Raw genomic sequence first — 13,216 nt, forward strand, 5'->3', positions numbered from 1 at the left:
CGTCAGTCCTGGTGCAGGCAGATGATGTTCCCGACCGTGTCATCGATCAGGGCGTCCGTGCCGACGTACTGTTGCACCGTCGGCTCCATGATCACCTGTGCCCCCCGGGCCCGGATCTGCTCGAACTCCTCCTGGCCGCCGGTGAGGGTCATGGAGAAGGCCGGCATCCCGGAGGCGCGGACCTCCTGCTGGTAGGCCAGCCCGGCACCGGCGGCGGCCTCCAGCACCAGGGAGGCGCCGCCGTCGGGCCCCGGGGCGCGCAGGGACAGCCAACGGAAGCCCTCGCTGGCGAAATCCGTCTCCACCTCGAATCCGAGGACCTCGGTGTAGAACGTCTTGGCGGCGTCCCGATCGGTGACGAGCAGGAAGGCCTGGCTGATCTTCATGGGAACCCCTTCGGTGCAGTGGGTGACGGAGGGTGGCGGCGGGTGACGCGTCACCGCCCAGTATGGTTCACGCACCCTACGCTGGACAGGTCAGGACAGGTCACGGCCGCATGGGCCGGAACGGGAGGTCGCACATGAGAATCGGCATCGTCATCGGATCGGTCCGCGAGGGGCGCATGGGCAAGCCCATCGGCGACTGGGTGGCCGAACGCGCCCGCGTGCAGGAGGACGCGCAGGACGTGGAGTGGGAGGTCCTGGACCTCAAGGACTTCGACCTGCCCGTCATGACGGACGAGAACTGGGCCCAGGCCGAGGACGGACCGGCCGAGGTGCACCGCTGGCGGGACGCCGTCGACGCCTGCGACGGCTTCGTGTTCGTCACCCCCGAGTACAACCGCAACATCCCCGGTGCCTTCAAGAACGCCTACGACCTGCTGAGCAGGCAGTGGATGGACAAGACCCTGGCGATCGTGGCCTACGGCGGCCTGGGCGGGGTGCGGGCCAACGAGGCCTGGCGGGTGACGGTGGCCGCCTACAACATGCACGTGGTGGGGTCCTCGGTGAACCTCATCCGCCGGGTGGACTTCCCGGGCGGCAGGCCCGCCCTGACGGACCACCACGACGCCTCCCTGGCGAAGGTCCTGGCCCGCCTGGTCTCGCTGACCCGCGCCGTGACGGCGGAGCGCGAGCGGGCCTCGATCTGACCCGCCGGGACGGGGTCCGTCCCGCCAACCGGGGTCCGAACCGGCCGCGGTCCGCGGACGAGGATCGCTCAGGCCGCGCGTCCGGTCCGGGCGAGCACCCGCGCCTGCCGGTCGGCCCCCTCGGGCACGGGCACCGGGTCCTTGAAGATCCCCGGGGCGTAGGCGGCCTCCCCGTAGCCGTCGACGGCGGCGTCCACCTCCCCGAGTTCGTCCTCGCTGAGGCGGTGGTCGGCTCCCTGGGAGGTGGCCAGGTCCCAGCGGTGCACGATCAGGTCCATGCCGTAGAAGTCCAACAGCACCTGCCCGACGGTGGAGTCCCCGAAGGGTGTCTGCATCGTGGTGTCGGTGAACTCCTCGTCCCGGACCAGGGCGTCCATGGCCGCGGCGTGGTGCTGCCACTGCTCGGCCGGTGAGCCGCTGACGAGCGGGATCTCGCGGCCGTGGCGGGACACGAAGTCGCGGTGGGTGTCCATGAGGTGGTCGAGGACGTCGGCGGCGGTCCAGCCCTCGCACGGGCTGGCGGCGTCCCAGTCGGTGACGTCTTCGATGACGCGGGTCAGGGGTTCGGTGTGGCGGTCCCAGGTCTGGGTGAATACGCTCATGCGCCCATCGTGCCCGGCCCGTGGCCGGTGCCGCTACCCCTCGGGGCGATCTGCGACCGGCCGCTCGACGGGCCGGCCGTCGGCGCGGAACCGGGAGACGGCCAGCAGGCCGAAGGCCAGGACCAGCACGGGGAGCAGCAGGGCGTTGCCCATGGCGGCGCCGAAGCCGATCACGCCCACGCCCATCTGCATGATGGCGCCGCCGGCGGCCGATCCCACCACGGCCCCGACCTGGCGGGAGGTATTGTACACGCCGGAGCCGGACCCCACGAGGGTCGGGGGCAGGTCCCGGAGGGTGATGGTGGAGTTGGGCGCCCAGCACATGGAGTTCGCCAGCCCGAGGGCCACGACCGGCAGCGGGATCCATCCGGGGCCGAGGCCCAGGTGCATGAAGGTCCCGAACAGGACCATCGCGGTGATGAGGGCTGAGAAGCCGATCTTCGAGATGCGTCCCGGGGGCACCCGGTCGGTGAGCCGGCCGATGATCGGGGACATGACCACGGAGACCACCCCCATCGGCAGCAGCATCAGCCCGGCCAGCTCGGCGGGCAGGCCCTGGGCCTCCTGCAGGTAGAGCATGATGGGCAGGTTGACCGAGTACACGGTGAACCCGAGGGTGAAGACCGCCCCGATGCCGAGGGTGAAGTTCGGGTGGCGGAACAGGTCCAGCGGCATGAGGGCGGCCGTCCCGCGGCGGCCGGCGGACTGCTGGAGCCGCAGGAAGAGCAGGAGGGCCAGCACCCCCACGCCCAGGACCGCCCAGACCCACGGCGCCCAGTCCACCTCGGGGCCCTGCTGGAGGGTGAACACGATCCCCAGCACGGCGACGAAGGAGACCGCGGCGCTGAGCAGGTCGATCCGGCTGGCCCCCGTGGGCAGCCGGGGCACGTTGCGCGCCACCAGCACCAGCGAGACCACCCCGAGCGGGACGTAGACGAAGAACACCCATCGCCAGCCGAGGCCGCCGACGATCAGCCCGCCGATGACCGGGCCGAACAGTCCGGCCGAGCTGGCCACCGCGCTCCACACGCCGGTGGCCGCCCCACGGCGGTGGTGGGCGAAGATCCGGTGGATGATGCTCAGCGGCTGCGGGTTGAGCAGGGCCCCGCCCAGGCCCTGGACCACCCGCAGGGCGATGAGCCACTCGATGGTCGGAGCCAGCGTGCAGGCCAGCGCGCCGGCGGTGAAGACGATCATGCCGGCCAGGTAGACGTTGCGCTGGCCGAAGCGGTCACCCAGCCGGCCCGTGACCAGCAGCGGGACCGCGAACGCCAGCAGGTAGGCGGCGGAGACCCACACCGCCTGGTTGATGCTGGCGTCCAGGTCCTCGCGGATCTGGGGCAGGGACACCGCCACGAGGGACTGGTCCAGCAGGGTCATGAACAGCCCGATCGACAGGGCCGTCAGGGCACGCCAGGCCTGCTTCTCGGGGACGGGGGCGGTGTCTCGGGAGATGGTCGGTCGATTCTCTGGACGGGACGGAGGGGACGCCCCGCATCCTAGCCACTCCCCTCCCGCGACCCGCGCAGCTCGAACCGGTCACCGCGCCAGCCGGCGCTGAGCCACCGGTCGTGGCTGGCCACCACCACGGCGCCCGGGTAGTCCCGGATCGAGGCCTCCAACTGCGTGGCCAGCAGCAGGGAGAAGTGGTTGGTGGGCTCGTCCAGCAGCAGCACGTCCGGCGGATCGGCCAGCAGCACCGCCAGGTCCAGGCGCCGGCGCTGCCCCACGGACAGCTCCCGCGCCGGCCGCCGGTGGTCCCGTTCGGCGAGCAGACCGAAGGTGCCCAGCGGCACCCGCTCCGCGGCCCCGGGCCCGACGGCGGCCCGGTAGACCTCCTCGACCGTCGCCCCGGTGCCGGGCTGGGCGCCGGACTCGGTGCCGGACGCGGTGCCGGGCAGGTGGTCGGTGTCCTGGCCCAGCAGCCCCACGGTGACCGGACCGGGAGTGGTGACCGAGCCGGCGTCGGGCCTCAGGTCACCGGCGAGGATCCGCAGCAGCGTGGTCTTCCCGGCCCCGTTGGGCCCGGTGACCAGCAGCCGCAAGCGCGGCCCGAGGTGCAGGGAGACGGGGGCCAGGCGGTCCCGCACCGTCACCCCGGTGGCCACCAGCAACGGGCCCGACGCCGGCCGGCCGCTCCCCCGGGCGGGTGCGGCCTCGCGGTGGCCGGGTGGGCCCCCGGCGGGTCGCACGGCCGGTCGCACGGCGGCGTCGAGGCCGGTGAATCGGAGCACGGCCGGGGGCCTGCTGACCTGGGCCTGCTCGAGGCGTTCGAGGGCGGTGGTGGCGTCGTTGACGCGGCGGGAGACCACCTTGGCGTTGCGGTCCGCGTAGAACCTCTGGGCCATCTTGCCCTCGGTCCGGGGCGGCCGGTCAGCGTGGCCAACCGTGTGGTTGGCGGCGACCTGTTGCCTCAACCGTTTCAGCTCGGCCTGCTCGTCCCGGTAGCGCCGATCCCACCGCTCGCGTTCGTCGATGCGGTGCAGCAGGTACTCGGAGTAGCGGCCGCCGAAGCGCGTCAGGCCGTCCGAGTCCCCGGCCAGCGGGCGCGGCGCCGGGTCCAGGTCGAGCAGCGTGGTGGCCACCTCGTCCAGGAAGGCGCGGTCATGGCTGGCGATCAGCACCGGCCCGGACCAGCCGGTCACCAGGTCCACCAGCAGGGCCGTGCCCCGGGCGTCGAGATGGTTGGTGGGCTCGTCCAGCAGCAGGGTGTCCGGGCGGCGCAGCAGCAGCCAGGCCAGGGAGAGCCGGGACAGCTGCCCGCCGGAGAGCCGCGCCGCCGGCCGGTCGCGGGGGACGTGGGCCAGGTCCAGCCCGTCCACCACGCGCTCGACCTGCCGGTCCACGTCCCAGGCGCCGAGGCGGGTCGCCTCGGACAGGGCGTGGTCGTAGGCGGTGGCGAGGTCCTCGGTGGTGAGCGCCTCGGCGAGGCGCGCGACCTCGGCGGCCACCGCGCGCAGGGGCGCCGTGGCCGAGGCGAGGACCCGGTCCACGGTCCAGTCGAGGGGGAACGGCGGCTGCTGGTGGAACAGGCCGACGGTGCCGGGCGCGGTGACGGCTCCGCCGTGCTCCTCGTCCAGGCCGGCGATGATCCGCAGCAGCGTGGACTTGCCGCTGCCGTTCTCCCCGATCAGGCAGGCGCGTTCGCCGGTGGTGACGGTGAGGGAGACGTCCGTCAGGACGCGGTGGTCGGGCGCGGAAGCGTAGGACTTGGAGACGCCGTCCACCCGGAGGTGGGCGGCGGCGCCGAGGACGGGCGCCTCTGGCGCAAGGGAGGCGGAATGGGGATGGGTCATGAGGGAGTCCTGGCGTGGTTCAGGGCGGTTCCCGCCGGGTGGCACGCTGCGACGCCGGTGGCGTGGGTGCTCTCCTCGGGCGCGGGAGGGTCAGGACTCAGGACTTCATGCGCCCAAGGCTACGGCAGGGCCCGGGCGGACGACCACCGCCGGGCGTCAGCACGACCGCCACCGGCCACCCGTCCTTCACCGCGCTTCTGGAGGCGTCCTCGCGGAGGCGGAGCCGTGGGGGCTCAAGCCGGTCAGCCGGCACAGGACGACGAAACCGTCTGGTGTGTCCGGCCAGTGGCGGTGCACGGCCTCGATGCCGGCCCGGCGCACCACCCCTCGCAGGACGGCGGTGACAATGATGGCGTCGTCGGCATACCCCAGCACGGGAATGACGTCGGGCACGAGGTCCAGGGGCAGCGCCAGGTAGGCAAGCAGTAGACCCAACCTGATCCGCACGCCCCTGGGCAAGGACGGATCGGCAGCCAGGCGTCGAATGAGGCGCAGCACATCCGGCAGCAGCCGCAGGGCCTCCTTGAGGTGGGCCCCGCGCGGGCGCACGAACGCCAAGGCGACGAGCAGGACGATCCAGATCAACGCCAGGGCCAAGGCCACGCTGATCAGCAGCTCAACCCACCATGTCCCGGTCACCCGGCCATTATCGCCCGGACATGCCACCCCGCGTAGGGCCCACCCGTGCGGCAGCACCATGGGGCCAGCCCCGCGGTTCGTCCTGTGTCGCTCCCCCGACTCCCGGTCGAATCGTTAGGACGGGGCGCGTTCCCACGGTACCTACCTCGCCAGACACGCCGGCCAGGCCCCGGACCAGACCCGAACTACTCCCTCCCCCGGCGAAATGTGAAGCGCACTGGGTTTCGTTCCGAGTCTCACGAAGGAGAATCGGTACATGCCCAAGAAGTTCACCCCTGAGTTCCGCGACCGGGCGGTCCGGATGGTGCTCGATCGCCAAGCTGCTGAAGGCGGTCCCAGAGCGGCCTCGATCCGCGTCGTGGCACAGTCCCTGGGTTGCGGCCCGGAGACCCTGCGGAACTGGTGCCGCCGGGCGGAAGCGTCCGACCTCACCTCGGTGGCCGTGCCCACTAGCGCGAGTCTGGAGGAAGAGAACCGGCAGCTGCGCCGGGAGCTGGCCGAGACCAGACGTGCCAACGAGATCCTGAAGAAGGCCTCGGCGTTTTTCGCCGCGGAACTCGACCGCCCCACGACGAGATGATCCGGTTCATCGACGAACACAAGGATCGTTTCGGGGTCGAGGCCATCTGTCGCACCCTGGGTGCGACGGAGTGTGGGTTCATCACCTCCCGCGGCTACCGGGCCGCGAAGACCCGTCCGGTCTCTGAGCGCAGCCTGCGCGATGCGGTCCTGACCGAGGAACTGCGGCGGATCCACGCCGAGAACTACGCCGTCTACGGGTACCGCAAGATGTGGCATGCCATGCGCCGGGCCGGCTGGGAGGTGGGCCGTGACCAGGTCGCCCGGCTGATGAAGGCCGCCGGCCTGCAGGGCGTGCGGCGCGGACGCAAGCCGGTCACGACTCGTCCCGCCGTCGAGCCGGATCACCGTCCCGATCTGGTGAAGCGCCAGTTCGCCGCGCAGTCACCGAACCGGCTGTGGGTCGCTGACATCACCTACGTGCGGATCCTGACCGGGTTCTGCTACGTCGCGTTCATCACCGATGCCTGCACCCGTAAGATCGTCGGCTGGTCCGTGGCGGCCACGCTGCACACACAGTCCCTGCCGCTGCAAGCCCTGGAGCACGCGCTGCTGAGCACCGACGCCAGCCTGCGGGACGGACGGCTGGTCCACCACTCAGACCGAGGCGTTCAAGGCGGATTCAATCGGTCGTCGCAACACCGGGTTGTTGGATCGACTGTAGCTGCTCGGCGAAGACTTCTGCTGGTGTTTTCCAGTCGAGGGCTTTGCGTGGCCTGTTGTTGAGCGTGTAGGCGACTGCGGCGAGGTCGTCGGCGGTCCACCGGGACAGGTCGGTGCCCTTCGGGAAGTACTGGCGGAGCAGCCCGTTGGTGTTCTCGTTCGTGGGTCGCTGCCAAGGGGAGTGCGGGTCCGCGAAGAACACCTTCGTGCCGGTCTCGAGGACGAGCTGCGCATGCTCAGAGAGCTCCTTCCCGCGGTCCCAGGTGAGCGTCTTGCGGAGCTGCTCCGGGAGCGTGGTCAGCGACCTCGTCAGCGCGGTGTTCATTGCGACGGCTCCGTATCCGCTGAGCGCTGGCCCGTGTTTCGTGCGCGGCTGCTCACCGTAGCCCTCGAGGCGTGGCAGGTGCACCAGCAGCGTGGAGCGGCTGGAGCGTTCGACGAGCGTGCCGATCGCGGATCGGTTCGTCCCGATGATCAGGTCCCCCTCCCAATGCCCAGGGATCGCGCGATCAGCAGCCTCTGCGGGGCGTTCGGAGATCACCACGTCCGCGGTGACATGCGCCTGGGGCTTGTTCTGCGACCGGGCTCGGGGCTTGCGCAGCGCCCGCCCGGTTCGCAGGGCGGCGACGAGCTCGCGCTTGAGCGCACCGCGTCCCTCGATGAACAGCGACTGGTAGATCGCTTCGTGGCTGATGCGCATGCTCTCATCATCGGGGAACTCGACCTCGAGCCGCTTCGAGATCTGCTGCGGGCTCCACGCCGTCGACCAGCGCCGGTCCTGCCGGTGTGGCTTATTCCGTCCCTGCCACGCCGGTACCTCGGGACCGTCGACCACCGTCCCGTCCGGCAGCCGCACACTGCCGTCGAGCCGGTCCTGCACATACTCGCGCAGTCGGTCGTTCGTGACGAGCTTCGCGGGCTTCGGGCGACGCGCCATCAGCTCCGTCTTCCACTGCGCGACCGAGGCCCGGTACTCCAGCTTCCCGCCCCGCGTCGCCGCGTTCCGACGCAACTCCCGGGAGATCGTCCCCGGGTCACGCCCCACCCTGCGCGCGATCTCTCGAACCCCGTGGTGTTGCGCCTTCAAGAGCGCGATCTCCTCCCGCTCAGCGAACGAGAGATACCGGCCGCCCGGCTCGGTGAGCGTGATCGTGGGCATGCCGCCACCCTGCCGGAACCACCGCGCACCGACCGCCGCCGACACCCCCACCAAAATGGCAGCGTCCTCGGACGACGCACCCGCCACGACGTGCTTCCAGAACGCGCGCTCGATACTGCGCCGCGTTCCCGGATGCCCAGGCGAGATCATCGGACTCCGCCCCGTCAACTCCTTCAACCATCCCGCTGGACGCCCCATCAGCACTCCTCAGATCAGAGCGTTGCGACGACCGATTGAATCCGCCCAATACGTCAGCCTGGCCTACACCGACACCCTGGCCGCCTACGATGTCACCGCGTCGGTCGGGTCCGTCGGGGATTCGTATGACAACGCCTTGGCCGAAGCCGTAAATGGCCTCTACAAGGCGGAGATCATCCACACCCGTCGGGTCTGGCCCTCGGCCACGGCCGTAGAGATGGCCACGTTGGACTGGGTGCAGTGGTGGAACACCCGACGGCTGCACGAGAACCTCGACTACCGAACCCCGGCAGAAGTCGAGGCCACCTACACTCAACAACAGACGGCCGCGCCCGCTGTCGTCTAACCACGGAACGAAACCCAGGGCGCTTCAGATGGCCAAGAGTGATATCCGGGCCCGGCCGATGTTCCACCACCAGCGTGATTCCATCGAAGCGCACCTGACCGTGGTGTTCTGCGCCCTGGCCGTGGCCCGCCACCTGCAGGAAGCCACCGGTATCAGCATCAAGAAGCTCGTCCAGACACTCAGGCCCCTGCGGACGGTCATCATCGACGTCAACGGCCACGAACTCACCGCCGCCCCGGCCATCGACGCCGACACCCAGAAAATCCTCGACCAGATCAGCTCCCACACAGGGCACTAAAAGTGGCACGAGTCAGGTCCGACAACCTCATGACCCACAACAACTAAACCGGGATAATTTCTGCGTCCTGTCAGCGTCCCCAGCCTGTCAACTCAGTTGATCAAGGAAAGACCATTAAACCGTTGCATCGGTTCCTGTCTGAACAATGAGCACTCCCACTGCGATGAGCAGGATTCCTAAGGCTATGGGCAAAGTCAGGGGCTCGCCAAAAACGATACGAGCAAATACTGCTGTAAGCGCAACACCGCAGGCCACCCATATTCCGTATCCAATACCCAGCGAAAGCCCTTCAGATAAAGCTAAACTGAGAAAACCAAAAGCCGAAACATAGCCCGGCACGATAATAATCAACCACGGCTTCCTTTTCAAGCCATCCGAGGCGCGCAACGACAGTGTTGCTGCTAGCTCAGTCAGAATGGCTAAACCCAGAAAGACCCAAATCACGCCAAGTCCTCTCCAGTCCGAGCCTTCTGAGCCTTTTGCGTCCCGGACTCGACAGTGATGATGCCCGCTAGAATGATCACAATTCCGAGGCCCATTGTCCACGTGAGGGGTTCACCAAAAATCGCTGCGGCCAGCAATGCGGTTGCCACAATTCCACCCGCTCCCCACGCTCCGTAGGCAACACTGATGGTCATACCCGCACGTAGACAAACTGCCAGCAGACCAAAGGCAGAGATGTAGCCAGAGACAACCAACAGGTACAAGACTGGCACTTCAAGGGCGGCTTTAAGCGCGATAGTGGCGCCGACCTCCGCGATAATCGCACCGCCTAGGTACAGCCACTTCTTCACTCCGCGCCTCCGGAACCTGTCAACCTTGTTGGGTCAGTTGCTGAGCTGAATTGTTGAGTTTGTCGGTGCGGGCTGGTTCTCCTGTGGGATGGGCTGGTTGATCCACGCGGTTCCGGGCAGATCTTGCGGTACTGGCCGGTGGCGGACGAAGCGTTCGGGGTGGGCGGCGTAGGCGCTGGTGAGCACCTGGGCACGGTGGTCCTGCACCATGGCGGCCCGGCCGTGATGGACGTCGAACGGTGTATGCATCGCGATCCCGGAGTGGCGGTGCTCGAGGTTGTACCAGCGGTAGAACTCGGCGCAGAAGGCCCGGGCCTGCTCGAGGGAACCGAACTGCGCGGGGAACTCGGGCCGGTACTTCAAGGTCTTGAATTGCGCTTCCGAGTAGGGATTATCGTTCGAGACGTGCGGCCGGGAGTGGGACTTGGTGACCCCGAGATCGGCCAGCAGGAACGCGACCGGCTTGGAGGCCATCGAGGAGCCGTTGTCGGCATGGATGGTCAGCTGGTCCCGGTCCACGCCTTGCTTGGCGATGGTCTCAGCCAGCAGCCGCTCGGCCAGGGCCGCGGACTCCCCGGTGGCGACCATCCATCCGACCGTGTATCGGGAGAAGATGTCGATGATCGAGTACAGGTAGTAGTACGTCCACTTCGCCGGCCCGCGCAATTTCGTGATGTCCCAGGACCAGCATTCATTCGGCTCGTGCGCGACGAGCTCGGGCTTGGTACGGGCCGGGTGGGTGGCCTGGGCCCGTCGTTCGCGGACCTCTCCGGTCCGGCGTAGCAGCCGGTACATGGTGGAGACCGAGCACAGGTAGGTGCCCTCGTCCAGCAGCACGGCGTGGCTCTCGGCCGGGGCCATGTCCACGAACCGCTCCGAGCGCAGCACGGCCAGCACCCGGGCCTGCTCGGCCTCGGACAACGCCCGCGGCTGAGGTTTCGGCTCCCGGGCCGGACGCTCAGGTGCCGGCGTGGTGCGGTGGTGGCGGTAGTGGGTGGCCCGGGACCTGCCCACCGCGGCGCAAGCGGCCTTGACCCCGACCAGGGGCGTGAGCTCGGTGATCGTCTCGTCGATCATCGCTCGGGCCTGTGCTTGCTGCTGTCGGTCGAGAGCTGGTCCAACAGCGCCGAGAGTTTTCCCTGGATCGCGATGACCTCCCGCGCCTTGGCCAGCTCGGTGGTGAGCTTCTCGTTCTCCCGGCGCAACCGGACCGCCTCCTTCTGCTCGGCGTTGGCCGGCTCCGCCCCCGAGGCCCTGCCCAGCGCCTGCAGCGCCCCCTTGTCGCGCTGGTCCCGCCAGGAACTGATCAGCGAGGTGTACAGGCCCTCCCGACGCAGCAAGGCGCCCTTGCCCTCGCGGTCACACGCCTCGTACTCGGCCAGGATCTGGGCCTTGTACCTTGCCGTGTACGTGCGCCGACGCGCCTTCTCGGGTACTTGCGGATCCGGGACCTCGTCCATGCCACCAGACTGCCCCAACCGGGCCGGTGACGTCATCGTCATACTCATACCAGGGAACTCCTCCCCGCCCTCTACGACACAGAACCCGACCATCCGGGTGTCTCACTCAAGGTTGACACAGAGGGCTCCGTCAACGGTCAAATGGACACTCAATAAACTGCTCCGCTTCCAGCCCTTGCACGACTATCAAGCAGCAAAAGTAAAGGCAACGAAGCCATCTGTATTGCATAACTCAGGTGGCAACGAGCGGCACACATTCACGCCGGCGCACTCGCTCAACCGCAGCCCATCGATCAAACGCTCAAACTCAGAGTCTGCGCAACAGAACAATCGATGCCTGCCTCACTTGACCCGAAGATCGGACCAGACCTTTCTGCGTGTGAACGCCGTGCTTTCACACGTAGGAGCCCTTTCGCTCGACGCCCGCGCGTGATTCGCGGACGTCGAGCGGATGGAAGCTATGAACTGCGATGATCCACAGCCAATTCCTTGAGTCCTGCGTAGCCACCTTTGCCTGCAGGCTGGACAATCAGCTTCGTGAACACCCAGTGAAAACCTCCTGCAACAACAGCCGCAGGCAGGCTGGAAGTCAGGAACTCGAAGGGCGCGCGATATTCGTAGGTGATCGGATTGAGAAGAGAGAGAGACGTGGCGAAGCCCAACGCCAGCGCCAAAACTGCCCACCAATTCAACCCTCCCCAGAACCGATAGACAGAATCGTGTGCAGTTGAGTAGATAGCGCGAACTGAAACGAATTGTCTACGAAGGATGAAGTAGTCAACGATCTGCACTCCGCAGATCGGTGCCAAAATGAGGCCCACTATGGCGTTTACCGTACTGATGTGATCGAACAAGAGGTTCGGGACAAGTGCGACGATAAAGACGACAGGCACCAGCGAGACCGCGAGGACAGTCTTCCATGGAAGCTCCTTTTTGAGCCCGGTCGCCTGCCGGACACCGAGAGACAAACTGTAGACACCGATCATTACGGTGGAGATATTCGCGCAGATAATAAAGATGAGGATCGGAATACCGATAACCGGGCCACTAAGTTCAATGATATAGCTGGTGGGATCCCCCCCAGACTCAGGGAATACTAAAGCAGCAAACAAACCAATAACGGAAATTAATGAGAGTGGCAAGCACAGCCCTAGCAGAACCGGATTCATAGCCTTCCGGGTGGATGATAAGTTCTGCGTAATCCCGCCCACATAGGGCCACCACGACAATGACACGGCAATCAGCATTTCTGCACCCACGGCCAGGTTCCCGTGATCAGTCTCAACGGGCGCAAGCGCCGGGGCAGAAATGATGGGCTCCCAGCCAATATTCGCAACTAGGCTGAAGAGAATCCAGAAAGCCATTACAACGACCACGGCGGCAATCCAAAAGCCGATCCTGGTCATTCGAGAGGGTCCCTTGCGGAGGACCCACCAGATAAATGCGATACCCACCAATGCAGAAACGACCATGATTCCATGGCGGGAAGCATCCGGTGCCAACCCGGTTGTGACCAGGACTTCCGCCGCTGCCCGTCCCATGAAAATGAGCAGGACACTGTTCCAGCCGATCAGAATAAATCCTGCTATACCGACCACGATCCATGGTCCCCACTGCCCCAGAACTGGCTTGATCGACATGATGGACTCCACACCATATCGGGTCGAAATTGGCACCAATGCGAGAAAAATAACAAGGATGCCTATGAGTCCTCCCGCCACCATCGTCAGCATGCCAGGCACAGCCGGTAGGTAGGCAGCCACATACCCTCCCAGCAGGAAGCACCAAGTCGCTACCGCGGTGGAGGCCGCGAGGCCTAGAGTGACCAGCTTGGTCCAGTTTCGCTGTCCCGGTGTCGTCGGGCGCGCGACCGTTACCCCGCTGCCAGTGCCAATTCGCTGCGCCATGGTCACATCACCACATACGCGATGACCAGCATCAACGCAGGTAGGACGAGGGTGAAAACGAGCAGCCAGAAGAACTCGGCTCCACCGTAGGGGCCGACCGCTGCGGCATGCTCCTCAACGGCTACCAACACCTGCTCACTTGAATCATGCATTCTCGATCCTTTCACTTCGATAAACTGTTCTGC

General features: G+C 66.9%; 15 protein-coding genes and 1 pseudogene. 5 read left to right on the forward strand and 11 right to left on the reverse strand.

Features of this window, described 5'->3' with window-relative positions; genetic code table 11:
• Positions 1–2: 2 nt before the first annotated feature.
• Positions 3–386, reverse strand: coding sequence for a VOC family protein (locus IMT31_RS07920; protein ID WP_413542364.1), 384 nt, complete (start codon positions 384–386; stop codon positions 3–5).
• Between the two features lie 134 nt (positions 387–520).
• Between IMT31_RS07920 and IMT31_RS07925 the strand changes: the two genes are divergently transcribed.
• Positions 521–1,090 carry an NADPH-dependent FMN reductase gene (locus IMT31_RS07925; protein WP_413542365.1) on the forward strand — a complete coding sequence of 190 codons (570 nt, stop codon included), beginning with the start codon at positions 521–523 and terminating at the stop codon, positions 1,088–1,090.
• A gap of 68 nt (positions 1,091–1,158) precedes the next feature.
• Here the strand turns inward: IMT31_RS07925 and IMT31_RS07930 are convergent, their stop codons facing one another.
• The 4 genes from IMT31_RS07930 to IMT31_RS07945 form a co-directional block, all read right to left on the reverse strand.
• Positions 1,159–1,692 carry a maleylpyruvate isomerase N-terminal domain-containing protein gene (locus tag IMT31_RS07930; protein WP_413542366.1) on the reverse strand — a complete coding sequence of 178 codons (534 nt, stop codon included), beginning with the start codon at positions 1,690–1,692 and terminating at the stop codon, positions 1,159–1,161.
• A gap of 33 nt (positions 1,693–1,725) precedes the next feature.
• Positions 1,726–3,147 carry a DHA2 family efflux MFS transporter permease subunit gene (locus IMT31_RS07935; RefSeq protein ID WP_413544388.1) on the reverse strand — a complete coding sequence of 474 codons (1,422 nt, stop codon included), beginning with the start codon at positions 3,145–3,147 and terminating at the stop codon, positions 1,726–1,728.
• A 44-nt stretch (positions 3,148–3,191) separates the two neighbouring features.
• A complete protein-coding gene (locus IMT31_RS07940) occupies positions 3,192–4,988 on the reverse strand; it encodes an ABC-F family ATP-binding cassette domain-containing protein (RefSeq protein WP_413542367.1) in 1,797 nt (598 codons plus the stop codon).
• A 186-nt stretch (positions 4,989–5,174) separates the two neighbouring features.
• Positions 5,175–5,627 carry a YkvA family protein gene (locus IMT31_RS07945; protein WP_413542368.1) on the reverse strand — a complete coding sequence of 151 codons (453 nt, stop codon included), beginning with the start codon at positions 5,625–5,627 and terminating at the stop codon, positions 5,175–5,177.
• A 256-nt stretch (positions 5,628–5,883) separates the two neighbouring features.
• Between IMT31_RS07945 and IMT31_RS07950 the strand changes: the two genes are divergently transcribed.
• Both IMT31_RS07950 and IMT31_RS07955 read left to right on the forward strand, forming a co-directional pair.
• Complete coding sequence (locus IMT31_RS07950) at positions 5,884–6,207, forward strand: transposase (RefSeq protein WP_413542369.1); 324 nt, start codon at positions 5,884–5,886, stop codon at positions 6,205–6,207.
• Positions 6,204–6,932, forward strand: coding sequence for an IS3 family transposase (locus IMT31_RS07955; RefSeq protein ID WP_413542370.1), 729 nt, complete (start codon positions 6,204–6,206; stop codon positions 6,930–6,932). The genes IMT31_RS07950 and IMT31_RS07955 overlap by 4 nt, the downstream gene beginning before the upstream one ends.
• Here the strand turns inward: IMT31_RS07955 and IMT31_RS07960 are convergent.
• Complete coding sequence (locus IMT31_RS07960; RefSeq protein ID WP_413544389.1) at positions 6,829–8,028, reverse strand: IS30 family transposase; 1,200 nt, start codon at positions 8,026–8,028, stop codon at positions 6,829–6,831. The genes IMT31_RS07955 and IMT31_RS07960 overlap by 104 nt on opposite strands.
• A 244-nt stretch (positions 8,029–8,272) precedes the next feature.
• Between IMT31_RS07960 and IMT31_RS07965 the strand changes: the two are divergent.
• Positions 8,273–8,572: pseudogene (locus IMT31_RS07965) on the forward strand (transposase); the annotation flags it as partial.
• A gap of 28 nt (positions 8,573–8,600) precedes the next feature.
• Positions 8,601–8,870, forward strand: a complete 270-nt coding sequence (locus IMT31_RS07970; RefSeq protein WP_413542371.1) for a hypothetical protein — start codon at positions 8,601–8,603, stop codon at positions 8,868–8,870.
• Positions 8,871–8,984: 114 nt separating this feature from the next.
• On the opposite strand, the gene IMT31_RS07975 is transcribed toward IMT31_RS07970, so the two are convergent.
• From IMT31_RS07975 to IMT31_RS07995, 5 genes are all read right to left on the reverse strand, one after another.
• Complete coding sequence (locus IMT31_RS07975) at positions 8,985–9,314, reverse strand: DMT family transporter (RefSeq protein ID WP_413542372.1); 330 nt, start codon at positions 9,312–9,314, stop codon at positions 8,985–8,987.
• A complete protein-coding gene (locus tag IMT31_RS07980; RefSeq protein ID WP_413542373.1) occupies positions 9,311–9,664 on the reverse strand; it encodes a DMT family transporter in 354 nt (117 codons plus the stop codon). Before IMT31_RS07980 ends, IMT31_RS07975 begins: the two co-directional genes overlap by 4 nt.
• A gap of 33 nt (positions 9,665–9,697) precedes the next feature.
• A protein-coding gene (locus IMT31_RS07985) for an IS3 family transposase (protein WP_413542374.1) occupies positions 9,698–11,172 on the reverse strand; the annotation gives its coding sequence in 2 pieces (ribosomal slippage) (positions 9,698–10,803 and positions 10,803–11,172; 1,476 coding nt in all).
• A gap of 410 nt (positions 11,173–11,582) precedes the next feature.
• Complete coding sequence (locus IMT31_RS07990; RefSeq protein WP_413542375.1) at positions 11,583–13,031, reverse strand: cytosine permease; 1,449 nt, start codon at positions 13,029–13,031, stop codon at positions 11,583–11,585.
• 2 nt (positions 13,032–13,033) lie between these two features.
• Positions 13,034–13,183, reverse strand: coding sequence for a hypothetical protein (locus IMT31_RS07995; RefSeq protein ID WP_413542376.1), 150 nt, complete (start codon positions 13,181–13,183; stop codon positions 13,034–13,036).
• Positions 13,184–13,216: the final 33 nt, after the last annotated feature.

The organism is Citricoccus nitrophenolicus (assembly GCF_047305825.1).
Lineage (GTDB): Bacteria > Actinomycetota > Actinomycetes > Actinomycetales > Micrococcaceae > Citricoccus > Citricoccus nitrophenolicus.